The sequence below is a fragment of the Nocardioides endophyticus genome (genome assembly GCF_039543845.1).
GTDB classification, from domain to species: Bacteria; Actinomycetota; Actinomycetes; order Propionibacteriales; family Nocardioidaceae; genus Nocardioides; species Nocardioides endophyticus.
The window spans coordinates 13843-37168 of the sequence record NZ_BAABKN010000026.1 but is presented as its reverse complement, the minus strand read 5'-3'; the positions used below and the strand labels follow the sequence as shown (position 1 = coordinate 37168).

At 71.1% G+C, this 23326-nt stretch carries 24 protein-coding genes and 1 riboswitch; of the genes, 17 read left to right on the top strand and 7 right to left on the bottom strand.

Annotated elements, in window-relative coordinates; genetic code table 11:
• The first annotated feature begins 101 nt into the window (after positions 1–101).
• Positions 102–247: riboswitch (FMN riboswitch) on the top strand.
• Between the two features lie 73 nt (positions 248–320).
• The 8 genes from ribD to ABEA33_RS19995 are packed head-to-tail and all read left to right on the top strand — an operon-like array spanning position 321 to position 6011.
• On the top strand, positions 321–1355 hold the full coding sequence (gene ribD / locus ABEA33_RS20030; RefSeq protein ID WP_345528727.1) for a bifunctional diaminohydroxyphosphoribosylaminopyrimidine deaminase/5-amino-6-(5-phosphoribosylamino)uracil reductase RibD: 1035 nt from the start codon (positions 321–323) through the stop codon (positions 1353–1355).
• 1 nt (position 1356) lies between these two features.
• On the top strand, positions 1357–1959 hold the full coding sequence (locus tag ABEA33_RS20025) for a riboflavin synthase (protein WP_345528726.1): 603 nt from the start codon (positions 1357–1359) through the stop codon (positions 1957–1959).
• Positions 1956–2657: a nicotinamide mononucleotide transporter family protein gene (locus tag ABEA33_RS20020; RefSeq protein WP_345528725.1), complete on the top strand. Its 702-nt coding sequence runs from the start codon at positions 1956–1958 to the stop codon at positions 2655–2657. The genes ABEA33_RS20025 and ABEA33_RS20020 overlap by 4 nt, the downstream gene beginning before the upstream one ends.
• On the top strand, positions 2654–3913 hold the full coding sequence (locus ABEA33_RS20015; protein ID WP_345528724.1) for a bifunctional 3,4-dihydroxy-2-butanone-4-phosphate synthase/GTP cyclohydrolase II: 1260 nt from the start codon (positions 2654–2656) through the stop codon (positions 3911–3913). Before ABEA33_RS20020 ends, ABEA33_RS20015 begins: the two co-directional genes overlap by 4 nt.
• A 1-nt stretch (position 3914) precedes the next feature.
• On the top strand, positions 3915–4400 hold the full coding sequence (ribH, locus tag ABEA33_RS20010; protein WP_345528723.1) for a 6,7-dimethyl-8-ribityllumazine synthase: 486 nt from the start codon (positions 3915–3917) through the stop codon (positions 4398–4400).
• Between the two features lie 11 nt (positions 4401–4411).
• A complete protein-coding gene (locus ABEA33_RS20005; RefSeq protein WP_345528721.1) occupies positions 4412–4675 on the top strand; it encodes a phosphoribosyl-ATP diphosphatase in 264 nt (87 codons plus the stop codon).
• Between the two features lie 21 nt (positions 4676–4696).
• On the top strand, positions 4697–5545 hold the full coding sequence (hisG, locus tag ABEA33_RS20000) for an ATP phosphoribosyltransferase (protein WP_345528719.1): 849 nt from the start codon (positions 4697–4699) through the stop codon (positions 5543–5545).
• The gene (locus tag ABEA33_RS19995; RefSeq protein WP_345528717.1) at positions 5529–6011 is read left to right on the top strand and encodes a PH domain-containing protein; all 483 of its coding nucleotides are present in this window, start codon (positions 5529–5531) and stop codon (positions 6009–6011) included. Before hisG ends, ABEA33_RS19995 begins: the two co-directional genes overlap by 17 nt.
• Positions 6012–6016: 5 nt before the next feature.
• Here ABEA33_RS19995 and ABEA33_RS19990 read toward each other — a convergent pair whose 3' ends face one another.
• From ABEA33_RS19990 to ABEA33_RS19960, 7 genes are read right to left on the bottom strand one after another with little or no spacing between them, the layout of a single operon-like run.
• On the bottom strand, positions 6017–6562 hold the full coding sequence (locus tag ABEA33_RS19990; RefSeq protein ID WP_345528716.1) for a uridine kinase family protein: 546 nt from the start codon (positions 6560–6562) through the stop codon (positions 6017–6019).
• A complete protein-coding gene (locus ABEA33_RS19985; RefSeq protein ID WP_345528715.1) occupies positions 6546–7763 on the bottom strand; it encodes an amino acid deaminase/aldolase in 1218 nt (405 codons plus the stop codon). Before ABEA33_RS19985 ends, ABEA33_RS19990 begins: the two co-directional genes overlap by 17 nt.
• A complete protein-coding gene (locus ABEA33_RS19980) occupies positions 7763–8197 on the bottom strand; it encodes a hypothetical protein (protein WP_345528714.1) in 435 nt (144 codons plus the stop codon). The genes ABEA33_RS19985 and ABEA33_RS19980 overlap by 1 nt, the downstream gene beginning before the upstream one ends.
• 36 nt (positions 8198–8233) lie before the next feature.
• On the bottom strand, positions 8234–9394 hold the full coding sequence (locus ABEA33_RS19975; protein ID WP_345528713.1) for an LLM class flavin-dependent oxidoreductase: 1161 nt from the start codon (positions 9392–9394) through the stop codon (positions 8234–8236).
• Position 9395: 1 nt separating this feature from the next.
• Complete coding sequence (locus ABEA33_RS19970; protein ID WP_345528712.1) at positions 9396–10421, bottom strand: ABC transporter substrate-binding protein; 1026 nt, start codon at positions 10419–10421, stop codon at positions 9396–9398.
• On the bottom strand, positions 10418–11221 hold the full coding sequence (locus tag ABEA33_RS19965; RefSeq protein ID WP_345528711.1) for an ABC transporter ATP-binding protein: 804 nt from the start codon (positions 11219–11221) through the stop codon (positions 10418–10420). The genes ABEA33_RS19970 and ABEA33_RS19965 overlap by 4 nt, the downstream gene beginning before the upstream one ends.
• Complete coding sequence (locus tag ABEA33_RS19960; protein WP_345528710.1) at positions 11209–12030, bottom strand: ABC transporter permease; 822 nt, start codon at positions 12028–12030, stop codon at positions 11209–11211. The genes ABEA33_RS19965 and ABEA33_RS19960 overlap by 13 nt, the downstream gene beginning before the upstream one ends.
• A gap of 96 nt (positions 12031–12126) precedes the next feature.
• On the opposite strand from ABEA33_RS19960, the gene ABEA33_RS19955 reads away from it, so the two are divergent.
• The 9 genes from ABEA33_RS19955 (at position 12127) to ABEA33_RS19915 (ending at position 23255) form a co-directional block, all read left to right on the top strand.
• Entirely contained in the window at positions 12127–12663 is a 537-nt protein-coding gene (locus ABEA33_RS19955) for an SseB family protein (RefSeq protein WP_345528709.1), read from the top strand.
• A 327-nt stretch (positions 12664–12990) separates the two neighbouring features.
• Entirely contained in the window at positions 12991–13674 is a 684-nt protein-coding gene (infC, locus tag ABEA33_RS19950) for a translation initiation factor IF-3 (protein WP_345528835.1), read from the top strand.
• An 87-nt stretch (positions 13675–13761) separates the two neighbouring features.
• Entirely contained in the window at positions 13762–13956 is a 195-nt protein-coding gene (gene rpmI / locus ABEA33_RS19945) for a 50S ribosomal protein L35 (protein WP_028636711.1), read from the top strand.
• A 76-nt stretch (positions 13957–14032) separates the two neighbouring features.
• Positions 14033–14419: a 50S ribosomal protein L20 gene (gene rplT / locus ABEA33_RS19940; RefSeq protein ID WP_345528708.1), complete on the top strand. Its 387-nt coding sequence runs from the start codon at positions 14033–14035 to the stop codon at positions 14417–14419.
• Between the two features lie 14 nt (positions 14420–14433).
• The gene (locus tag ABEA33_RS19935) at positions 14434–15207 is read left to right on the top strand and encodes a TrmH family RNA methyltransferase (protein WP_345528707.1); all 774 of its coding nucleotides are present in this window, start codon (positions 14434–14436) and stop codon (positions 15205–15207) included.
• 26 nt (positions 15208–15233) lie between these two features.
• Positions 15234–16253: a sensor histidine kinase gene (locus ABEA33_RS19930; RefSeq protein WP_345528706.1), complete on the top strand. Its 1020-nt coding sequence runs from the start codon at positions 15234–15236 to the stop codon at positions 16251–16253.
• 280 nt (positions 16254–16533) lie between these two features.
• Positions 16534–17640: a phenylalanine--tRNA ligase subunit alpha gene (gene pheS, locus ABEA33_RS19925; protein WP_345528705.1), complete on the top strand. Its 1107-nt coding sequence runs from the start codon at positions 16534–16536 to the stop codon at positions 17638–17640.
• A gap of 4 nt (positions 17641–17644) precedes the next feature.
• Complete coding sequence (gene pheT / locus ABEA33_RS19920) at positions 17645–20128, top strand: phenylalanine--tRNA ligase subunit beta (RefSeq protein ID WP_345528704.1); 2484 nt, start codon at positions 17645–17647, stop codon at positions 20126–20128.
• Positions 20109–23255 (top strand): ATP-binding protein, encoded by a 3147-nt coding sequence (locus ABEA33_RS19915; protein ID WP_345528703.1) that lies wholly within the window; start codon positions 20109–20111, stop codon positions 23253–23255. Before pheT ends, ABEA33_RS19915 begins: the two co-directional genes overlap by 20 nt.
• Positions 23256–23326: the final 71 nt, after the last annotated feature.

Here is a 23326-nt window from a genome sequence, read left to right as displayed (position 1 = left end):
GACCAACCGGCGGTCCCGAGGCCAGCCGGTCCACGATGTGACTCGTCCCACGGAGCCGAACAGGCTGCCCTGTGGCAGACTCGCCACGACGAGTTTTCAACTCGCGTGCTCTGGGGTCGGTGTAATTCCGAGCCGGCGGTGACTGGACGAGAGTCCAGAAGTCCGCGACCCGGTCGCAGCCAGCGACCGGTTGACCAGGTGAGATTCCTGGACCGACGGTCAAAGTCCGGATGGGAAGCGCACGCAGGTGTCCTCACGTACGGCGTACGTGTGCGACCCGTCCAGCCCCGGAGTCCGTGATCGGACATGAGGGGCCCGCAATGACCAGCACCGCTGCCGAGCAGGCAGCCATGCGGCGCGCCCTCGCGCTGGCGGCGACCCCCGGCGTCCCGCTCGGCCCGAACCCCCGGGTCGGCTGTGTCCTGCTGGGCGCCGACGGCACCACCGTCGCCGAGGGCTACCACCGGGGCGCGGGCACCGCGCACGCCGAGGCCGACGCGCTGGCACGGGCCGGCGACCGGGCGGCCGGCACCACCGCCGTCGTCACCCTCGAGCCCTGCAACCACACCGGACGCACTGGCCCCTGCGCGCAGGCGCTGGTGTCGGCCGGCGTACGACGCGTGGTCTTCGCCCAGGCCGACCCCAACCCGGCAGCTGCTGGTGGAGCGGACACCCTGAGGGCGGCCGGGATCGAGGTCGAGAGCGGACTGCTGGCCGACCAGGCGCGCGAGCTCAACCGGGTCTGGACGTTCGCGGTCGACCATGGCCGCCCGTTCGTGACCTGGAAGTTCGCGACCACCCTCGACGGCCGCAGCGCCGCCGCCGACGGCACCAGCCGCTGGGTGTCCAGCAAGGCGTCCCGCCTCGACACCCACCGGCTGCGCGCGCTCTGCGACGTGATGCTGGTCGGCACCAACACCGTCGCCGTCGACGACCCGCTGCTCACCGTCCGCGACGGCCAGGACCGGCCCCTCGCCGTCCAGCCGTTGCGCGCGGTGATGGGCGAGCGCGACCTGGATCCGGGTCGCCGGATCTTCAACGGCGACGCGGAGTCGGTCCACCTGCGCACCCGCGACCCGAGGGAGGCGCTGGCCGAGCTCTACGCCCGCGACCACCAGCACGTCTTCCTCGAAGGTGGCCCCACCCTGGCCGCAGCCTTCCTGCAGGCGGGCCTGGTCGACGAGATCGTCGTCTACGTCGCCCCGATGCTCCTCGGCGCGGGTCGCTCCGCCGTCGCCGACCTCGGAATCACCACGATCACCGACGCGTTCCGTCCCCGGGTCACGGACATCACCGTGCTCGAGGACGATCCCGAGCACAACGTCCGGCTCACGCTGGCACCAGAGAGGATCTGACATGTTCACCGGAATCGTCGAGGAGCTCGGCACCGTCGCCGCCATCGAGGACCAGGGCGACGCGATCCGCCTCAGCATCCACGCCACCACCGTCCTGGAGGACGCCGGGCTCGGCGACTCCATCTCCGTCAACGGCTGCTGTCTCACGATCACGTCGTACGACGCCGGCACCTGGACCGCCGACGTCATGCAGGAGACCCTCGACAAGACCAGCCTGTACGGCGTACGCCCCGGCGACCCGGTCAACCTGGAGCGCGCGGTCACCGCCGACAAGCGCCTCGGCGGCCACATCGTGCAGGGCCACGTCGACGGCGTCGGCACGGTGGTGAGCCGGACCCCCAGCGAGCACTGGGAGGTCGTCGAGATCTCACTGCCCGAGCCGCTCTCCCGCTACCTCGTCGACAAGGGCTCGATCACCGTCGACGGCGTGAGTCTCACCGTGGTCGAGGCCGGTGACGACCGGTTCACGGTCAGCCTGATCCCCGAGACCCTCGCCCGCACCACGCTCGGCACTCGGCAGCCCGGCGACCGGGTCAACCTCGAGGTCGACATCATCGCCAAGTACGTCGAGCGCCTGCTGCCCTACGCCGGGGACCGTCCGTGAGCGCACTCGCGTCCTTCTACGATGCCCATCTGACCATCGCCGGCCACCCGATCACCTGGCGCGAGATCGTCGGCAACGGGTTCGGCTTCGCCTCGGCCGTCGGCGGCCTCCGCCGCCGGGTGTGGGCCTGGCCGGTGGGCATCGTCGGCAACGTCCTGCTCTTCACCGTCTTCATCGCGGCGACCTTCGACGCGCAGGCCCAGCAGCCGCTCTTCGGGCAGGCCGGGCGCCAAGTCTTCTTCATCATCACCAGCGTCTACGGCTGGCACCGGTGGCAGCAGGCCAAGGCCGCTCACGGTGGCGGGGACGACCCGGCGATCGACCCGCGCTGGGCGACGGCTCGAGAGCGGGTGGCCTACCTGATCGCCGCCGCGGCCGGTGTGCTCGTCTGCCAGTGGGTGTTCTCCGTCGTCGGGGCCGGCTGGCCGGCCCCGCGCTGGTACTACTGGTGCGACGCCTGGATCTTCGTCGGCTCGATGCTGGCGACGTACGCCATGGCCCGCGGCTGGAACGACTTCTGGCTCGCCTGGATCGCCGTCGATCTCGTCGGCGTACCGCTGCTGTGGCACTCCGGCTACTACCCCTCCGCGATCCTCTACGTCTTCTACGGCGGGCTCTGCATCGCCGGCTTCGTCACCTGGTGGCGCGCCACCGCGGCCGCACCCGGCCAGCAACTCCGAGAGAAGGTTCCAGCATGAGCGAGCGCAGCGAGAAGGTCCGCCTGGACAGCATCGAGCGCGCGATCGCCGACATCGCGGCCGGCAAGGCCGTGATCGTCGTCGACGACGAGACCCGCGAGAACGAGGGCGACATCATCTTCGCCGCCAGCAAGGCGACCCCGGAGCTGATGGCGTTCACGATCCGGCACAGCAGCGGCGTGATCTGCGTGCCGATGCCGGCCGACATGCTCGACCGCCTCGAGATCCCGCTGATGACGCCGCACAACAAGGACAAGCTGCGCACGGCGTACACCATCTCGGTCGACGCCCGCGACGGCGTCAGCACCGGCATCTCCGCTGCCGACCGCTCGCACACCGCGCGTGTGCTCGCCGACTCGGCCACCGAGCCGTGGGAGATCACCCGGCCTGGCCACGTCTTCCCGCTGCGCTACCGCGAGGGCGGCGTGCTCGTCCGCCGCGGTCACACCGAGGCGGCCGTCGACCTGGCGAAGCTCGCCGGGCTCACCCCGGCCGGGGTCCTGGTCGAGGTCGTCAACGACGACGGCACCATGAAGCGGGCTCCCGAGCTGCGCGCGTTCGCCGACGAGCACGGCCTCGCGATGATCTCGATCGACGACCTGGTCCGCTACCGCCGCCGCCACGAGAACCTCGTCGAGCGGGTCGCCGAGACCCGCCTGCCGACCCGCCACGGCGACTTCACGGCGTACGGCTACCGCATCACCGTCGACGACTCCGAGCACATCGCCCTCGTGTACGGCGACGTCTCCGGGCCCGAGCCGGTGCTGACCCGGGTGCACTCCGAGTGCCTGACCGGCGACGTCTTCGGCAGCAGCCGCTGCGACTGCGGTCCGCAGCTCGACGAGGCGCTCGAGCGGATCGTGACGGAGGGCCGCGGCGTCGTCGTCTACCTGCGCGGCCACGAGGGCCGGGGGATCGGCCTGGTCGCCAAGCTGCAGGCCTACCAGCTCCAGGACGGGGGTCGCGACACCGTGGACGCCAACCTCGACCTCGGGCTGCCGGCCGACGCCCGCCACTACGGCACGGCCACCCAGGTGCTGCGCGACCTCGGCGTCACCAACGTCCGCCTGATGACCAACAACCCGGACAAGGTCAACAACCTCGAGGACTTCGGGGTCCACGTCTCCGAGCGGGTCGGCCTCACGCCGCACCCCAACGACCACAACCTGGCCTACCTGCTGACGAAGCGGGACCGGATGGGCCACGACATGCCCAACCTCGCTGCCGAGGCAGCCGACCTCGCGAACGGAGCCTGACATGGCCGGACACGGAGCCCCTGACCAAGAGCCCATCGACTGCAGCGACCTCAGGGTCGCCGTCGTCGCGGCCAGCTGGCACACGCAGGTGATGGACGGCCTGCTCGCCGGCGCCGAACGCGCGCTGGCCGACTACCGTGTCGCCGACCACCAGGTCGTCCGCGTGCCCGGCACCTTCGAGCTGCCGGTCGTCGCGAGCGCCCTCGCCGCGCAGGGGTACGACGCGGTCGTGGCGCTCGGTGTCGTGATCCGCGGCGGCACCCCACACTTCGACTACGTCTGCAACGCCGCCACCGACGGCCTCGTCCGGGTCGGCCTCGATCACACGGTCGCCATCGGCTTCGGCGTACTCACCTGTGACAACGACCAGCAGGCGCTCGAACGCGCCGGCCTGCCGCACTCGCGCGAGGACAAGGGCTACGAGGCCACGGCGGCCGCGCTGCTCACCGCACGGACCCTGGCGGAGCTGGCAGGTCGTACGCCGTAGGCTGACTGCCCGTGAAGACGTTCGACGAGCTCTGGACCGAGCTGAGTGAGAAGGCCCGGTCGCGCCCCGAGGGATCCGGCACCGTGAGTGAGCTCGACGCCGGGGTCCATTTCATCGGGAAGAAGCTGGTCGAGGAGGCCGCCGAGTCCTGGATGGCCGCTGAGCACGAGGGCAAGGAGCGGGCGGCCGAGGAGATCAGCCAGCTGCTCTACCACGCCCAGGTGCTCATGCTCGCGACCGGCATCGAGCTCGACGACGTCTACGCCCACCTCTGAAAGCCCCGTGAAGGCCCTGACATGTCTCTCCTGAGAATCGCGGTCCCCAACAAGGGCTCGCTCTCGCAGTCGGCCACGGAGATCCTGCGTGAGGCCGGCTACCGGCAGCGCGAGGACTCCAAGCAGCTGACCCTCATCGACACCGAGAACGGCGTCGAGTTCTTCTACCTGCGCCCGCGCGACATCGCGCTGTACGTCGGCGAGGGCACCCTCGACGTCGGTATCACCGGCCGCGACCTGCTCCGTGACTCCGGCGCGAAGGCCGAGGAGGTCACCGGGCTCGGGTTCGGTCGCAGCCGCTTCCGGTTCGCCGGCCCGCAGGGCTCCTTCACCGACCTGAGCCAGCTCGCCGGGACCCGCATCGCCACGTCGTACGTCGGCGTGGTGCGGTCCTTCCTCGAGGAGCGCGGCATCGAGGCGATCGTCGTACGCCTCGACGGCGCCGTGGAGACCAGCATCCAGCTCGGCGTCGCCGACGTGATCGCCGACGTCGTCGAGACCGGCAGCACGATGCGCCAGGCCGGCCTCGAGGTGTTCGGCGAGACCATCCTCGAGTCCGAGGCGGTCCTCGTCACTCGTGGCAGCTCGGTGCCGTCCGGCTTCGGCGTCTTCAAGCGCCGCATCGAGGGCGTCCTGGTCGCGCGCAGCTACGTGATGATGGACTACGACATCGAGTCGGCCAACGTCAACGAGGCCGTCGCCCTCACGCCCGGCATCGAGGGCCCGACGATCGCGCCGCTTCATCGCGAGGGCTGGGTCGCGGTCCGGGCGATGGTCCCGCGTGACGGCTCCCAGCGACTGATGGACGAGCTGTTCGACATCGGTGCCCGCGGCATCCTGCTCACCGATATCCATGCCTGCCGACTCTGACCGCCCGGCGGCTCCTGCGTTGCCGACCCTGCCGCACACCTGGCGACCCTTCGGAGTCCGGATGGCCGGCGCCGTCCTCGGTGGGGGACTGCTCGTGGTGTGTGCGCTCGCGTGGGTCGGCTTCGACGAGGAGACCCAGGCGAAGTTCACCGGCTTCCAGCGCGGCACCGTGATCGCGCTCGGCCTGTTCGCGTTCACGCTCTGGTACGCACTGGTCCGCTCGCGGGTCGTCGCCGAGGTCGAGCGTCTGGTGGTCGTCAACGGCTACCGGCGGCGCGAGTTCGTCTGGGCGCAGCTGGTCGCGGTGCGCCTGCCGCCTGGGGCTCCCTGGGCCACCCTCGACCTGGCGGACGGCACCACGGTCGCCGCCATGGGCATCCAGGACTCCGACGGCGCCCGCGCCAAGGCCGCCGTACGCCAGCTGCGCGCGCTCGCCGAGCAGCAGACCCGTCAGGACCGAACCTAGCTTCGCTAGGTCGAGACGACCAGATCGGCGCGCTCGCGCGTGCCGTGCCGATCGAAGTGCTCCTGCTCGGCGACCGCCCAGGCCTCCCAGTACGGCGCGAACGCCTCGCCGTCGCGTTCGATCCCGCGCCGCATTCGCACGTCGCGTGCCGCCTCCACCCAGACGAGCACCGTGACCAGATCTGCCACGACGAGCGACCCGGATCCGACGCCCTCGAGCACCAGCAGGGGAGCGGGCTCCACGGTCACGGTCTCGGCGTACGACCCGAGGTGCCAGTCGTAGCGCCGGTAGTGCCCCGGGCCTCCCTCGGCGATGGGGCGGAGCAGTCCGTCGAGCTGGGCGTCGACGGTGGGAAGGCCGCCCCACCCCTCGAAGAGGTCATCCATGTGGACCACGCGCGCACCCGACTCGTGCTCCGCGACCTGAGCGGCGAGCGTCGTCTTGCCCGAGCCCGAAGGCCCGTCGATGCAGAGCAGGCGCCCTCCGCCGTACGCCGGGGGTCGTGCCTGGAGCAGGTCGAGGACTCCCTGCGCGTCAGAAGGCCTGGCCACAGCCCCGGTAGCTCGGCACCGTGTCGACGAGCTCGCTGCCCGACAGCAGGTGCACGGTCGTCGCGTGCTCGAACGGCTCGCCCGACTTCGCAGGCCGGAACCACACCAGGTCGCCGATCTCCAGGAGGTCGGCAGGCTGTCCGATGATCGGGGTCTGCACCTCACCGGCGCCCTCGAGACCGGTGAGCTCCAGGCCGGCGGGTGCCCAGGGCGTCGGCAGCCGGTCGGGGCCGGCCGGGCCGGACGCGACGATGCCGCCGCCGTGCACGGTGACCATGCCGGGGCTGGGACGCCGTACGACCGGCAGCCCGAGGTACGACGCCGGGCGCGGCTCGAAGGACCTGTAGTGGTCGAAGAGGGTCGGCACCAGCAGGCCGGAGCCGGCCGCGATCTCGGTGACGACGGGGTCGGCGGCGGTGGCCTGCACCGATCCGGATCCGCCGGCGTTCCAGAACTCGAGGTCGGTGAGCTGGCGCAGCGCGACGTCGATCTCGCGGCGTCGTACGGCGAGCTGCGACATCGAGAGCGACTTGAGGCGGCGTACGATCGCCGACCGGGACCGGGCGGTCGGCAGGGAGTCCTGCAATCCGGCGACCTGGCCCTCGTAGGTCATCGCGCCGACGAGCCGGAAGCCCGGGCGGCCGGTGATCTCCCTCGCCAGGTCGATGACGGCAGCGGTGTCCTGCAGCGGAGAGCGCTTGGGGCCGACGTGCTTGCCCGCGAGCCGGAGACCGGCGTCGACGTCGACGCAGACCCGGACCGGCGTCGTGGGGGAGACCCGGACGCTGTCGATCACGTCGAGGTGCGGGGTGCTGTCGACCATCAGCGTGATCGCTGCCGCTGCTGACGGGGAAGCCACCAGCTCGGCGAGCGCGCCGCGGTCGACCGTCGGGTAGGCCACGACGATGTCGTCGCAGATGCCCTCGACGTGCAGCCAGAGCGCCTCACGCAACGTGAACGCGAGCACCCCGTGGAACCCCTCGTGCACCAGCGCCCGCTCGATCAGGGCCGGGACGCGCAGCGACTTGGAGGCCACCCGGATGGGGAGACCGTCGGCCCGCCGGACCAGGTCGTCGGCGTTGGCGTCGAACGCGTCGAGGTCGACGACGAAGACGGGGGTGGGCAGCGGGACGCCCTCCTTGGCGACCGCGTCGGTCAGGCGGGACCACAGCTGGTTGCGGTCCACGACGGAGGGGGGCATCAGCTGATGCCTCGCTTGCGCAGCAGCGCCTCGATCTCGGCCATGTCGTCATCTTGGGCCAACGCGGGACGACCCTTGCCATCGGATCCGGGCGCTGGCAGCGGCTTCGTCTTGCCGGACTTCTCGGCCCGCCCCACCTGACGGCTGCGCAGCCGCCCGGAGACGCCGATCAGCACCACGGAGACACCCGCCAGCACGACGCCCATCCACACGACCGGGCTGAAGACGAGGTGGCTCGCCCAGTCTCCGATCTCGCCGGCGATGCCGGTGAACATCTGGAGCGTCTTCGTGAGGTACGCCGCGAGCGGCAGCAGCGTGAAGCCCAGGGCGCGCGTTCCCGAGGCCAGCCCCCGGTTGCGGAAGGCGAACCAGGTCCAGATGCCACCGGCCACCGTCAGGCTGAGAGTGAGTGCCGCCCACGCTGCGTCGTCCACGTCTCCAGCGTCCCACATGCCAGGTGACGCGGGGGCTCAGGCGAGCGCAGTAACCCGGGCGTGTGCGGGTGAACCACCGAGCAGCCCGCGGTGCCGGAGCACGGGCGTCACGCCCTCCGCGAAGCGGTACGCCTCCTCGACGTGCGGGTAGCCAGACAGCACGAACTCGTCGATGCCCAGGCGGTGGTAGTCCTCCAGACGGTCGGCGACCTCCTCGTGGCTGCCCACCAGCGCCGTACCGGCGCCGCCGCGGACCAGGCCGACGCCGGTCCACAGGTTCGGGCTGATCTCTAGCTCGCGCGCCGAGGAGTACGACGTACGCGACCGCAGCCCGATCATCCGGCGCTGCCCGGTCGACTCGCTCTCTCGCAAAGCCTCCTGGGCCTTGGCGACGGTCGCCGGGTCGAGACCGTCGAGCAGCCACTGGGCGTGCGCCCAGGCCTCCTCCGAGGTGTCGCGCGAGAGCGTGTGGATGCGCAGGCCGAACCGCAACGTGCGGCCCTGCTCCGCGGCCAGTCCGCGCATCCACTCCAGCTTCTCGGCCACCTGCTCCAGAGGCTCGCCCCAGGTCAGGTAGACGTCCGCGTGCCGCGCGGCCACGGGCCCGGCCGGGCCGGACGAGCCGCCGAAGTAGATCTGGGGCAGCGGGTCGATGCCGCCGCTGATCTGGGCGCCCTCGGCGTCGAAGTAGCGGCCGTGGAAGTCGAACGGCGCCTGGGTCCAGGTGCCTCGCACCACCGACAGGAACTCGTCTGTGCGTGCGTAGCGCTCCTCCTTGGATGCGGTGTCCCCGAAGCGCGCCTGCTCACGCGGCTCACCGCCGGTGACGACGTTCAGCATCAGCCGACCGCCCGACAGACGCTGGTAGGCCGCCGCCATCTGTGCCGCGAGCACCGGATTGATGACGCCCGGGCGGAACGCGACGAGGAACTTCAGCCGTGACGTCTCACGCAGCAGGGCGGCCGTGGTCAGCCAGGCGTCCTCGCAGAATGTGCCCGTCGGGGTCAGGACGCCCTCGAACCCCGCCTGCTCTGCGGTGCGGGCGACCTGGGCCAGGTAGTCGATGCTCGGCGCCCGGAAGTCGCCTTCGATCGTCTCTCCGAGGCCGGTGAGACCGCCCGGCACGCCCTGGCCGGCGCCCACCAACGACCGGCTGTCACCGGAGGTGGGCAGGAACCAGTGCAGCTTGACAGTCATCTCACTGCTCCCCGGTGGTGGACGCGTTGAAGTCGTCGATGAAGAACGGTGCGACGTCGAACTCTTCCGGCAGCAGCTTGTTGGCCACGAACGAGTCGGCCATCTCCTGCTCGGAGTCGATGACCGTCTGGTCGATCGGCACGACCTGGATCTTCCGCTTCTTGACCGCGGCGAGCGTGATGTCGGCGGAGAGACCGGTCTCCTGAGCCCACACCTTCGCCCAGTCCTCCTGGTGGGTCTGCGACCACACCTGGGCTCGGGCGATCCGAGACAGGTAGTCCTGGAGCGCCTCCTTCGTCGCCGGGTCCTCGAGCCCGGTCTCGGACGCGACCTGGAAGACGTAGCCGTTGGCGAGCTCGCTGCCGTCGGCGATCACCTTCGCGCCGGCCTCCTGCTCGGCCTGCGACGTGAACGGCTCCCAGATGGCCCAGGCGTCCACGTGGCCGGCGTCGAACGCGGCGAGGGCGTCACCGGGCTGCAGGTTCTTGACCGTGACGTCGGAGTACTTCAGGCCGGCCTCCTCCAGCTGCGCGAGCAGGTTGTAGTTGGCAGAGCTGCCCTCGGCGACGGCGACGGTCTTGCCATTCAGCCCGGACACGTCCTTGATGGGGGAGCCGGACGGGACCACGATCGCGTCGCCGGTGCCGCCGTACGTCGCGCCCTGGACGATCTTGATCGGGCTCTGGGCGGCGGCCGCGAAGAGCGGCGGCGTGTTGCCGACTCCGCCGACGTGGATCGCACCGGCGTTCAGCGCCTCCAGCAGCGGCGGCCCGGACGTGAACTCCTTCCACTCGATCTCGTAGTCGACGTCGTCGAGCTGACCGGCAGCCTGCAGCAGGGCCTTCGAGCCGCCCTTCTGGTCACCGACGATCAGCGTCACCTTCGACAGGTCGACCTTGCCGTTGTCATCGACGGCTCCCTCGTTGCCGGTGGCGTCGCCACCGCAGCCGGCGAAGGCCAGGACGGACGTGAGGACGGCACCGAGGACGGTGAGCTTCGTGCGGCGGAGGTCGGAACGCGGAGTCATGCTGCTCCCTGCTTGTGGACGGCCTTGCGGTTGGGGTTGGCCGGGGTGGGGTGCACGCCGAGAGCGGAGAGCATCTCGGCGCGGATCCGCGCGATCTCGGGCTTGGAGGGCGCTCGGTCGTCGCGGCGCGGCTCGATCGACCACTCGCGGGCGATCCGGCCGCCGTCCATGACCAGCACCCGGTCGGCGAGCGCGATGGCCTCGTCGACGTCGTGGGTGACGATCAGGATGGCCATGGAGTGCCGGCGCCACAGCTCGATCACGAGCTGGTGCATGTCGATGCGGGTCAGGGCGTCGAGGGCACTGAAGGGCTCGTCGAGCAGCATCAGCGCCGGGTTGCTGACCAGGGCCCGGGCCAGGGAGACCCGTTGGGCCTGCCCGCCCGAGAGCTGGAGTGGCCAGGCGTCCAGCTTGTCGGTGAGGCCCACCTCGGTGAGCGTCTGCTCGGCGAGCTCGAACCGCTGCTTGCGCTCGGGGCTGTTGAGCAGGGCGAGAGCGACGTTCTCCTGCACCTTGCGCCACGGCAGCAGCCGCGGCTCCTGGAAGGCCACGGAGGTGCGACCGGACACCTCGACCTCGCCCACAGGGGGCGGGTCGAGGTGCGCGAGGCTGCGCAGCAGCGTGGACTTGCCGCAGCCGCTGCGCCCGAGCAGCGCCACGAACTCACCCGGCTCGATGTCGAGATCGACCGAGCGGAGCACGTGGGTGTCGCCGAACGATCGGTCGTGGTTGCGCACCCGGGCGACGGGCCCCGAGGGCGCTGCAGCGGACGTGGCGCGGGACGGGGTCAGGCTCGCCATGCGAGGGCCTTCCTCTCGAGGTGGCGGACGATGGCGTCGGTGGTCAGTCCGAGCGCGGCGTAGACGGCGAGGCCGACGACGATGACGTCGACCTGGAGGAACTCGCGAGCCTCGTTGATCAGGTGGCCGAGGCCGGCGTCAGTCGGGATCGTCTCCGCGACGATGAGCGACAGCCAGGCGATGCCGAGGCTCTGCCGGAGGCCCGTCAGGGTCTGGGGGAGGGCACCCGGGATGACCACGTGCCGGATCTGCTGGCGATGGGTCAGGTGCATGGATCGTGCGGCCTCGAGCACCTTGCGGTCGATGCCGCGGATCCCGCCGAGGGTGTTGAGGTAGAGCGGGAAGCAGGCGCCCATCGCGATCAGGGTGACCTTCGGGGTCTCGCCCAGCCCGAACCACGTGATGAAGAGCGAGATCAGGCCGAGGTGGGGCAGCGTCCGCAGCATCTGCATGGGCGGGTCGATGGCATCGTCACCGATTCGACTCAGACCGGCGACGACGGCCAGTGAGAGTCCGATGAAGCCGCCGATGACCAGACCGAGGACGACCCGCTGCAGCGAGACCAGGGTCTCGGCGCCCAAGGTGCCGTCCTTGATGAGGCCGACCGCGGTCTGCGCGATGTCGGACGGCGCGGCCATCGTGCGTGGGTCGATGAAGCCGCCCATGCAGAGGAGCTGCCAGATCACGATGATGGCGATCGGGGAGACCCAGCGGCGCACGAACGCGAAGCGTGAGCTGGTGCGGCGGCGAGCGGCTCGGGGTGGTCGGGGAGCGGTGGCCGGGCTTCCGGCCAGGGCTGTTGTGGACATGGGGCTCATGTCTAGACCGCTTTCCCTTATTAAATCAAGTGAAACACTCGACAATTGGGATTCGGTGTCCGACCGCCGGCTGGTGACAATGGAGACGTGCTCGAGCCCGACCCCAGCCAGTCGCGGGTGATACCGGACCCCGGTTTCGCCGGCGACGACGGCTCCGCCGACCCGGAGCTCGCCGCGGCCCTGGCCGCCTGGCAGCGCGACCCATCGACGTACGTCGAGGCGCTGGCGGTGCTCCAGCGCTCGCGGCTCCTGGTGCCGGTCATCGCGGTCCTCGGCGAGGTCGAGTACGACGACGCCGGGCTCGCCCGCGAGAAGGACAGCGACATGGCCACCGTCCTGGTGCAGGGGGCGGATGGTCGGCTGGCCCTGCTCGCGTTCACCGCCACGGCCACGCTCACCGGCTGGGATCCGCGGGCTCGCCCGGTCCCGGTCGCGGCCCAGGTCGCAGCGCAGTCCGCCGTCCAGGACGGGGCGGCGGCGCTCGTGATCGACCTCGCGGGGCCGGTGCGCTTCGTCGTCGAGGGCGACGACCTGCGCGGGCTCGCGGAGGGCTGGACGCTGGCCCGGCTCCCCGGTGGCGCCGCGTGGATTCGGCCGGACCGGGAATCTTCGGCTAGCATCTAGCGTTGACCGATCAGTTCCGACCCGTCCGTCCGCGGCCGAGCCGGAGCAGATCTCACAAGCGGAGTCAGCAGCATCGTCTCCCACCCGCATCGACCGCCCCAGAACTTGGGTCTTGCACCAGAGGTCGTCGGGTCCGGTCCCGAAGGCTTGGCCTGCGGCGTGGACATGTTCCACGGCGTGAGCCTCTCGGCTTTCGACGGCACTCCCATGGCGTGGGGGGCGTCGCGACTGGCTTCCGCTTGTACAAGCGGAAGCCTTTGTTGATTTCGGACCTGCTCCAGGCCCGGCCGGCAGGGACTTCCGGTCACATGGCCATCAGGAGGACACATCAGCACCGAGCTGCGCATCAACGACAGGATCCGGGTTCCCGAGGTCCGACTCGTTGGACCCAACGGGGAGACGGTCGGCATCGTGCCGACCGACCAGGCCCTGAAGCTCGCCCAGGAGGCTGACCTCGACCTCGTCGAGATCGCCCCGCAGGGCAAGCCGCCAGTCTGCAAGCTCATGGACTACGGCAAGTTCAAGTACGAGAACGCCCAAAAGGCGCGCGAGGCCCGTCGCAACCAGACGAACGTGATCATCAAGGAGATGAAGCTTCGTCCGAAGATCGACGCCCACGACTACGAGACCAAGAAGGGTCACGTCGTGCGGTTCCTGCGCGCGGGCGACAAGGTCAAGATCACGATCATGTTCCGCGGTCGCGAGCAGCACCGCCCCGAGTTGGGCTTCCGGCTGCTGCAGAAGCTCGCCGAGGACGTGACGGAGCTGGGCTTCGTCGAGTCGTCGCCGAAGCAGGACGGCCGCAACATGATCATGGTGCTCGGCCCGCACAAGAAGAAGGCCGACGCCAAGGTCGACCTCAAGGCCGAGAAGGACGCCAAGGCTGCCGAGCGCGCCGCCCTGGTCGCCGACGAGCAGGCCGAGCGCGACGCCGCGCACGCCGCTGGGCCGGTTGCCCAGAAGAAGGAGCGCGGTCGCTCCGAGAACCTCGATCCCGAGATCGAGGCCTGAGACCTCGGCGGCCTCCGGGCCGTCGGAACCACGCGGGTGGCCGCGCCAGCCGCGAGCACGCCAGCAGGACGAGAAGAGAGAGCAGAGATGCCGAAGAACAAGACGCACTCCGGTGCGAGCAAGCGCTTCCGGGTGACCGGGTCCGGCAAGATCCTTCGCGAGAAGGCCGGCAAGCGCCACAACCTGGAGAAGAAGCCCTCCAAGGTCACCCGTCGCATGACGGGCACCGTCGAGGTCGCCAAGGCCGACGTCCCGCGCGCGAAGAAGATGCTCGGTCTCTGACCGACCCCGCCCTTCGGTGGTCGAGCCTGTCGAGACCCCCGCACCCGAGAAGTTTTTCAGCAACAAGGAGTAAATCGTGGCACGCGTCAAGCGGGCGGTAAACGCCCAGAAGAAGCGCCGGGTCGTCCTCGAGCGGGCCAGCGGTTACCGCGGCCAGCGCTCGCGTCTGTACCGCAAGGCCAAGGAGCAGGTCACCCACTCCCTGGTCTACAGCTACAACGACCGTCGCAAGAACAAGGGCAACTTCCGCAAGCTGTGGATCCAGCGGATCAACGCTGCCGCTCGCGCTCAGGGCATGACCTACAACCGGTTCATCCAGGGTCTCAACCTGGCCGGCATCGAGGTGGACCGCAAGATCCTCGCCGAGCTGGCCGTCAACGACGTCGCGGCGTTCAACGTCCTCGTCGAGGCCGCCAAGGCCGCGCTGCCCGAGGACGTCAACGCGCCCAAGGTCTCGGCCTGACGCACGACGCTCCCTTGGTCGCGAGCAACGCTCGCCTCAAGGAGACACGGAAGCTCAGCCGCCGCTCGGAACGCTCCGAGCGGCGGCTCTTCCTTGCCGACGGCCCGAAGGCCGTCGAAGGCGCGCTCGAGGTGCCCGGCTGCGTCGTGGAGGTGTTCGCCACCGAAGCGGCCACCCAGCAGTACGCCGACCTCGCCGCGGTCGCGCCGCAGTGGACGCTGGTCGATGACCGGGCCCTCGCCTCGCTGAGCGACAGCGTCACCCCGGCCGGAGTCGTCGGGCTCTGCCGCTTCCTCGACCGACCGGTCGAGCACGTGCTCGACGGCGTACGCCTGGTCGCGATCTGCGCCGACGTACGCGACCCCGGCAACGCCGGCACCGTGATCCGCTGCGCCGACGCGGCGGGCGCCGACGGCGTCGTGTTCGCGGGTCAGTCCGTCGACGCCTACAACCCGAAGACCGTCCGGGCCAGTGTCGGCAGCCTCTTCCACCTCCCGGTTGCGATCGAGCCCGATCCGGCCGCCGCGGTACGCGCCGCCCAGGCCGCCGGTCTGCAGGTGCTCGCGGCCGACGGCGCGGGCGAGGTCGGTCTCGACCACGCCGACGAGCTGCTGGCCGCGCCCACCGCATGGCTGTTCGGCAACGAGGCCTGGGGCCTCCCGGCCGAGCTGGCCGAGCTCGCCGACCACCGGGTACGGATCCCGATCCACGGCCGCGCCGAGAGCCTCAACCTCTCGACTGCCGCCGCACTGTGTCTCTACGCCTCCGCGCGGGCGCACCGCCGCTAGCGCACCGCGCGCATAGGGTGAGCGACGTGCAGCCACCCGACCTCGACCTGCTCGCCGACGGCGTGGTGCTCGCCGACGGCGCGGGAGTGGTGACGGCGCTCAATGCTGTGGCGGCGAGCTGGCTCGGCGTCGACCCGGTGACGGCGGTCGGCCGTCCGCTCGACGAAGTGCTGGCGCTCCAGGACCACGACGGCCGTGACTGGTGCTCCTACAACTGCCCCTACCGCGGCCTCCCCACTCGTTCCGCTGTGCCCGAGCAGGCGTGGCTGCTGCCCGACGGCACCGAGGTCCTCGTCGTGGCCCGGATCCATCGCCCGGCCCTCACCGAACCGGTCGCCCGGGTCGCCGTCAGCCTGCGCTCTGGCCGCGGCCGGGCCCGGCTGGACCGGGAGCGCTCCGACCTGGTCGCGACCGTCGCTCACGAGCTGCGGTCGCCGCTGACGGGCGTGAAGGGCTTCGTGCAGGCGCTCCTCAACCGCTGGGACAAGCTCACCGACGACCAGAAGAAGCTGATGCTGACCACGGTCAGCGCCGATTCCGATCGCCTGAGCCGGCTCATCGCAGAGCTCCTTGACGTCGCCCGGATCGACACCGGCAGGCTGCAGCTCTACCCGCGCCCGTCCGACGCCGCGGTCCTGGTCCGGCGGGTCATCGAGTCGGTCGACGCCGGCACCAGCCGCCCGATCGAGCTCGACGTCGGCGACGGCCTGCCCGAGATCTCGGTCGACCCCGACAAGTTCACCCAGGTCGTCACCAACCTCGTCGAGAACGCCGTACGCCACGGAGAGGGAGTCGTCCAGGTCAGCGTGGCCGGCGACGCCGACGGGGTCCGGATCCGCGTCGAGGACCAGGGCGAGGGGATATCACCCGAGATGCGGCGTCGGGTCTTCACGAAGTTCTGGACCGGCGGCGGGCGCGGCGGCTCCGGCCTGGGGCTCTACCTCGTCAACGGGCTGGTCAAGGCGCACGGCGGCACCGTCACCATCGGGGACGCCGACGGGGGCGGCGCCCGGATCGACGTCGAGCTGCCGGCGACGGTCGACTGACGACACCGCTGCACCCGTCAGCCGAAACCCGCACGACACGCCGGTGCCGTACGGCGTGTCGCGGGGGTTTCACCGGGCAGCCGGGGAAACCGCCCGCCCCGGGCGCCGTCGAGCAGGCAGACCAGGGCGAGATGATCGCGGGCAGGGCTACCGTGCGCTCCAGACGAGGTGACGTCACGCCTCGATCATCGACCCGGCCGTCCGCGTGGGGAACCAGTTCGCGCGACTGCCCGCTACCTTCCTAGACTTGCCCAGTTGCACGCGCGCTCGAGAGGCAGACATGTCGGGACCGAACACCGATTACGACCCTGTGGAGGTCACCCCGTTGAAGCCCGAGGAGGTCGAGGCGGCCCGTGACGCCGCGCTGGCTGCGATCGCAGCGGCGTCCGACCTCTCCGAGCTGAAGCAGGTGCGGATCGACCACACGGGGGACCGGTCCCCGCTGGCGCTGGCCAACCGCGAGATCGGCGCTCTGCCGCCCCAGGCCCGCAAGGAGGCCGGCCAGCGCATCGGCCAGGCCCGTGGTGCCGTCAACCAGGCGCTCGGCCAGCGACAGGCGGTGCTCGAGGCGGAGCACGAGGAGCGGATGCTCGTCGAGGAGACCGTCGACGTCACGCTGCCGACGGACCGCGTCCCCGCCGGCGCCCGGCACCCGCTCACCACCGGCGCCGAGCTGATCGCCGACATCTTCGTCGCGATGGGCTGGGAGGTCGCCGAGGGTCCGGTCATCGAGGCCGAGTGGCTCAACTTCGACGCGCTCAACCTGGGCCCGGACCACCCGGCCCGCACCATGCAGGACACGTTCTGGACCGACCCGCCGGAGAACCATCTCGTCCTGCGCACCCACACCTCCCCGGTGCAGGCGCGCACGATGCTGACCCGCAAGCCGCCGATCTACGTCGTCTGCCCGGGCCGGGTCTTCCGAACCGACGAGTACGACGCCACGCACAGCCCGGTCTTCCACCAGGTGGAGGGCCTGGCGATCGACGAGGGCATCACCATGGCCAACCTCAAGGGCACCCTCGACCACTTCGCCGCGTCGATGTTCGGCGAGGGCATCAGCACCCGCTTCCGTCCGTCGTACTTCCCGTTCACCGAGCCGAGCGCCGAGGTCGACCTGGTCTGCTTCGTCTGCCGTGGCGCCGGCGTGCTCGACGGCGCGCCCTGCCGCACCTGTCGCGGCGAGGGCTGGATCGAGTGGGGCGGCTGCGGCGTCGTGAACCCGCGGGTGCTCGCGGCCTGCGGCATCGACTCGGAGCGCTACACCGGCTTCGCCTTCGGCATGGGCATCGACCGCACGCTGATGTTCCGCCAGGGGATCGAGGACCTGCGCGAGCTCTTCGAGGGCGACATCCGCTTCACCACGGCATTCGGAACGGAACTCTAAAGACATGAAGGCCCCTGTCTCCTGGATCCGGGAGTACGTCGACCTGCCGGCCGACGTCACCACCGAGGACCTCGCCGCGCGACTGACCGCGCTCGGCCTCAAGCTCGAGGCGATCGAGAAGCCCGGCGACCAGATCACCGGCCCGCTCGTGATCGGCAAGGTGCTCACGATGGAGCCCGAGCCGCAGAAGAACGGCAAGACCATCAACTGGTGCACTGTCGACGTCGGCGACGCCAACGGCACCGGCGAGCCGCAGGGCATCGTCTGCGGTGCGCACAACTTCAAGCCCGGAGACCTGGTCGTCGTGATCCTCCCCGGCGGCGTCCTGCCCGGGGCCTTCGAGATCTCCGCGCGCAAGACCTACGGCCACCTCTCGGCGGGGATGATCTGCTCCTCGCGCGAGCTCGGTCTGGGCGAGGACCACGATGGCATCATCGTGCTCCCGGCCGACGCCGGCGCTCCCGGGACCGACGCGTTCGAGGTGCTGGGCCTGAGCGACGAGGTCATCGAGTTCGAGATCAACCCCGACCGCGCGTACGCGCTGTCGCTGCGTGGCGTGGCCCGTGAGGCGGCGCTGGCGTACGGCGCGCCGTACCACGACCCGGGCGAGCGTGCGGTCGCCGAGCCCAACGCCACCGGCTACCCGGTCGAGATCGAGGATCCGTCCGGTTGTCCGGTCTTCGTGGCCCGCAAGGTCACCGGCTTCGACCCCGCCGCTCCGTCACCGGACTGGATGGTGCGCCGGCTGACCCAGGCCGGGATGCGGCCGATCTCGCTGGCCGTCGACATCACCAACTACGTGATGCTCGAGATCGGCCGCCCGATCCACGGGTACGACGCCGACAAGCTCATCGGCCCGATCCGGGTCCGCCGGGCGCGCCAGGGGGAGCGACTGACCACGCTCGACGGGATCGACCGGGCGCTGTCGACCGAGGACCTGGTCGTCACCGACGACTCCGGGATCATCGGCCTCGGCGGCGTCATGGGCGGTGAGACGACCGAGATGTCCGCGACCACGACGTCGGTGCTGGTCGAAGCGGCCCACTGGGACGCCACCTCGATGTTCCGCACCGGGAAGCGCCACAAGCTGACCTCCGAGGCCGGCAAGCGCAACGAGCGTGGCGTCGACCCGCAGGTCACCCAGGCCGCGGCTGACCGGGTGGTCGAGCTCCTGACGACGTACGGCGGCGGCACGGCCGACGCCGGTGTGACGGTCGTCGGCATCCCGCCGCAGCAGGCACCGATCGAGATGGCCTACGACCTGCCGGCCCGGGTGACCGGCATGCCGATCGACGCGGCCACCACGGTCGCCAACCTCGAGGCGATCGGCTGCGTGCTGGACAAGCAGGACACCACGCTGACGGCGACGCCGCCGCCGTGGCGCCCGGACCTGAGCGACCCCTTCGACCTGGTCGAGGAGGTCGCCCGGATCGTCGGCTACGACCAGGTCCCGTCGGTGCTGCCGCGCGAGGCCGCCGGTCGCGGGCTGACCCGCGAGCAGCGCCTGCGTCGCCGGATCGGCCGCACCCTGGCCGGGGCCGGTTGCGTCGAGGTCATCAGCTTCCCGTTCGTCGGCGACGCCGCCTTCGACGCGCTCGGGCTGCCCGCCGACGACGTGCTGCGCAAGACGGTACGGCTGGCCAACCCGCTCTCCAGCGAGGAGCCGTCGTACACCACGACGCTGCTGCCCGGCCTGCTCAAGGCTGCGGCTCGCAACGTCGGTCGGGGCGCCGCCGGAGTGTCTCTCTTCGAGACCGGCACGGTCGCCTTCCCTATTGACCGCGGGCCTGCGCCGATCTACGGCGTCGACTGGCGGCCGAGCGACGACGAGCTGGCCAAGCTGCTCGACGCACTGCCCGAGCAGCCGCTCCACCTCGCCGTGGTCCTCGCCGGTGAGCGGGAGCGCGCCGGCTGGTGGGGCGCCGGCCGTGAGGCCGGCTGGGCCGACGCGATCAGCATCGTGCGACGCCTCGCCACCGAGCTCGGCGTCGAGGTCGAGGTCGTCTCCACCGCCCGCGCACCGTGGCACCCGGGTCGCTGCGCCCAGGTACTCGTCGATGGCGTCGAGTTCGGCCACGCCGGCGAGCTGCACCCCAAGGTCTGCCAGGCCTTCGGTCTGCCCGCCCGAAGCGCCGCCGTCGAGATCGACCTCGACTTCCTGATGCGGCACGCCCGCGACGTCACGCCCGGACCCGAGTTCTCGACGTACCCCCAGGCGAAGGAGGACGTCGCGCTCGTGGTCGACGCCGTCGTCACCACGGCCGACGTCGAGGCCGCGCTGCGCGAGGGAGCCGGTGACCTGCTCGAGTCGATCCGGCTCTTCGACGTGTTCACGGGCGACCAGGTCGGCGAGGGGCGCAAGTCGCTCGCGTTCGCGCTGCGCTTCCGGGCGCCGGACCGCACCCTCACTGAGGAGGAGACGACGGCCGCGCGCGACGCAGCCGTCGCGCTCGCCGCCGAGCGGACCGGTGCCGTCCAGCGGAGCTGACGACAGCGCCGGCACGACACCGGCGCTGACGCTGCTCTCCGACGTCCGCTGGTACGGCGTACCGGTGGCCGGTGAGCGCACCCAGGCGCTGTTCGCTTCGCTCGCCGCCAGCCCCGACGAAGGGGTGAGCGAGGGCCGTCTGATCGACGAGATCTGGGGCGACGACGAGCCCGCGAATCCGACCAAGGCGCTCCAGGTCGTGGTCTCGCGGGCCCGGACGGCCACCAGCGCCGAGGCAGTCGTGCGGACCCCGCACGGCTACCGCCTCGGCGTCACCGACACCGATCTGGCTCGCGTGGTGCGCGGTCACGACGGTGCCCGGAGCGCCGAATCGGCCGGGGACTGGCCGGCCGCGCTGGCGGCGGCCGAGCCGCTGCTCGGGCTCACCGTCGAGGACGATGACGAGGGCGAGCTCGGTCGGCTCCGCCACCAGGCCCGCGGGCTGCTGACGGCGACCCGGTCGATCGCCGGTCGGGCGCTGTCCGCGCTGGGCCGACACGCCGAGGCGCTGCCGCTTCTCGAGGAGGGCGGCGACGCCGACGCGACGCTGGTCGCGCTGCTGCGCAGCGAGGCTGCGGTGCGCGGGGTGCCGGCGGCGCTCCAACGCTACGAGCGCATCCGTGAGCGGCTCGTCGACCGCCTCGGCATCGACCCGTCACCCGAGCTCCAGGCGCTGTACGCCGAGCTGCTGGTCCGCGACAGCCCGGTCCGCGAGGGGTTGCTCTACGAGGCGTCCCGACTGATCGGCCGCGACGAGGACGTCGTCGCCCTGGCCCAGACGATCCGCACCTCCCGGGTCACCTCGATCGTCGGCCCTGGCGGCTTGGGCAAGACCCGGCTCGCGCACCTGATGGGCCGGCTCGCGGAGCAGCCGGTCGTGCACTTCGTCGAACTCGCCGGCGTGACCTCGCCAGACGGCGTGGTCGTCGAGGTCGGCGACGTGCTCGGCGTCCGGGAGTCGCTCGCCGGCAAGCTGACCGGAGGCGCGCGCCGTACCGATCTCTTGAGCCGCATCATCGACCAGATCGGCACCGTGCCGGCACTCCTCATCCTGGACAACTGCGAGCACCTCGTCGAGGCGGTCGCCGACCTGGTGCAGGTGCTGGTCACCCGGACGCCGGCACTCCGGGTCCTCACGACGACCCGGGCCCCGCTCGGGATCGCGGCCGAGCGGGTCTACCAGCTGCCTCAGCTCGGCCTCGACGACGCCGTCGAGCTGTTCCGCGAGCGCGCGACCGCCGCGCGGCCCGGCGTACGCCTCGACCTCGACGAGGTGCGGTCCCTGGTCGCGCGCCTCGACGGCCTCCCGCTGGCCGTCGAGCTGGCCGCCGCCAAGGTCCGTGCGATGTCGGTCGCCGAGATCGAGCGACGCCTGGAGAACCGGTTCGCGCTGCTGCGCGGCGGCTCCCGCGAGGCGCCGGAGCGCCACCAGACCCTGATCGCGGTCATCGACTGGAGCTGGAACCTGCTCGACGAGGAGCAGCGCATCGCTCTGCGCCGCCTGTCGATCTTCCGCGACGGCTTCTCGCTCGCAGGCGCCGATGCCGTGGTCGACGGCGACGCGCTCGCGGCGATCTCCAGCCTGGTGGAGCAGTCACTCGTGACCGTGCACGAAGGCGGGGGAGACCTGCGCTACCGTCTGCTCGAGACGGTCCGGGAGTTCGGCCAGATGCAGCTCGTCGACGCCGGGGACGACGAGGGCACCCGGCATCGGCTGCGGGCATGGGGCATCGACTTCTGCCGCCGCGCCTCGGACGAGCTGTTCGGTCCGCGGCAGATCGAGACGATGACCGCCATCCGGATCGAGGAGGGTAACCTCGTCGACCTGCTCCGTCGCTGCCTGTGTGCGGGAGATGCAGCGGCCGTGATCCCCCTGATGGCCTGCCTCTCGGACTTCTGGACCGTCGAGGGCAGCCACCTGAAGGTCGTGACGCTCGCCCACGAGGTCGAGGAGGTCGTCGCCGACGCTGACGTGACCGACGACCTGGTGCCGGCACTGCGCTCGACCCTCTCCGCGATCGCGTTCAACTCGATGATCTTCTCCGAGTACGGCACCGACCGGGCGCTCGCGCGTCTCGAGAGCCTGCCGCCCGGCGACGGCAGCACCCGATCTGAAGCCCAGACGATGGTGCTCCTGACCGCCCGGTTCGGGATGACCGATGGCGATGCCGACGCTCTCGACCGGCTGTGCCACCACCCCCAGCCGCGGATTCGTCAGCTGGCGCTGCAGTGGGCCAGCCAGTTCTACGAGAACCTCGGCGACCTCGACGAGGCACGGGTCCGTGCAGAGCGCTCGCTCTCGCTCGTGGACGACCGGGACGGCCCGTGGACCGGCGCGCTGGTGAGATCGCAGCTGGCCGGGTTGAAGATGCAGGTCGGCCACCTCGACGAAGCGCTCGGGTTCGCCGTCGCGGCGATCCCCGCGATGGAGGCGCTCGGGGCGACCGAGGACGTCGCCCAGCTCAAGGCGGTGCTCGCGATGTCGGCGATGGCGGATGGCCGGTACGCCGAGGCCGGCCGGATCTTCGACGAGATCGCCGAGGACGACGGCGGAGGCGGCGTCTTCGGGTCGTCGATCATCGTGCAGTGCGGCCGTCCCGAGCTCGACCTGGCGATGGGCCGGATCGAGGAGGGGCTGCTCGGCTACCGCCGGGCGGTCGAGGTCCTGACCAACCGACCGCTCCCGAACGTCAACGTGGCGTTGGACTACGAGCCGTGGGTGTTGTTCCCCGAGGCGGCGGCGCTGTCGGCACACATCCGGCACGGACAGCTCGAGGACGGCGCCCGGTTGCGGGCTGACCTGCTCGTCAAGGCGCCAGGAGCGCTCGGCGCGAAGATGGGGTTCCTCGACTACCCGGTCGTCGGAGCGCTGGTGTTCACGCTGGCCGAGTGGGAGCTCGTCACGGCCACAACGCCGGTCGACCTCGCCCGCGCCGTACGCCTGCTCGTCTGCGCCGACGCGTTCGGCTACAACCGGCTGCTGCCCAGCCTGAGCTGGGAGCCCGCGCTCGCCCTCGCCGAGGCGGCGCTCCCCGGTGAGGTCGCCCGGGTCCGCGCCGAGATCGGCGACCAGTTGGGGCCCGACCTGCGCGAGCACGTGCGCGACCTGCTCCTCGCGCTGCGCTGACAGCGGTGGTTGAGGAGGGCCGCCAGGCCCGTTCAGACGTTGGTTGAGGAGGGCTGCTTGAGTTCAGGGGT

Excerpts from the sequence above, each read along its gene's own strand:
- pheS (WP_345528705.1), top strand. The coding sequence starts at position 16,534 with ATGTCGGGACCGAACACCGATTACGACCCTGTGGAGGTCACCCCGTTG.
- ABEA33_RS20015 (WP_345528724.1), top strand. The coding sequence starts at position 2,654 with ATGAGCGAGCGCAGCGAGAAGGTCCGCCTGGACAGCATCGAGCGCGCG.
- ABEA33_RS20025 (WP_345528726.1), top strand. The coding sequence starts at position 1,357 with ATGTTCACCGGAATCGTCGAGGAGCTCGGCACCGTCGCCGCCATCGAG.
- ABEA33_RS19995 (WP_345528717.1), top strand. The coding sequence starts at position 5,529 with ATGCCTGCCGACTCTGACCGCCCGGCGGCTCCTGCGTTGCCGACCCTG.
- pheT (WP_345528704.1), top strand. The coding sequence starts at position 17,645 with ATGAAGGCCCCTGTCTCCTGGATCCGGGAGTACGTCGACCTGCCGGCC.
- rpmI (WP_028636711.1), top strand. The coding sequence starts at position 13,762 with ATGCCGAAGAACAAGACGCACTCCGGTGCGAGCAAGCGCTTCCGGGTG.
- ribH (WP_345528723.1), top strand. The coding sequence starts at position 3,915 with ATGGCCGGACACGGAGCCCCTGACCAAGAGCCCATCGACTGCAGCGAC.
- ribD (WP_345528727.1), top strand. The coding sequence starts at position 321 with ATGACCAGCACCGCTGCCGAGCAGGCAGCCATGCGGCGCGCCCTCGCG.
- ABEA33_RS19985 (WP_345528715.1), bottom strand. The coding sequence starts at position 7,763 with ATGCCCCCCTCCGTCGTGGACCGCAACCAGCTGTGGTCCCGCCTGACC.
- ABEA33_RS19965 (WP_345528711.1), bottom strand. The coding sequence starts at position 11,221 with ATGGCGAGCCTGACCCCGTCCCGCGCCACGTCCGCTGCAGCGCCCTCG.
- ABEA33_RS19960 (WP_345528710.1), bottom strand. The coding sequence starts at position 12,030 with ATGTCCACAACAGCCCTGGCCGGAAGCCCGGCCACCGCTCCCCGACCA.
- hisG (WP_345528719.1), top strand. The coding sequence starts at position 4,697 with ATGTCTCTCCTGAGAATCGCGGTCCCCAACAAGGGCTCGCTCTCGCAG.
- ABEA33_RS19970 (WP_345528712.1), bottom strand. The coding sequence starts at position 10,421 with ATGACTCCGCGTTCCGACCTCCGCCGCACGAAGCTCACCGTCCTCGGT.
- ABEA33_RS19975 (WP_345528713.1), bottom strand. The coding sequence starts at position 9,394 with ATGACTGTCAAGCTGCACTGGTTCCTGCCCACCTCCGGTGACAGCCGG.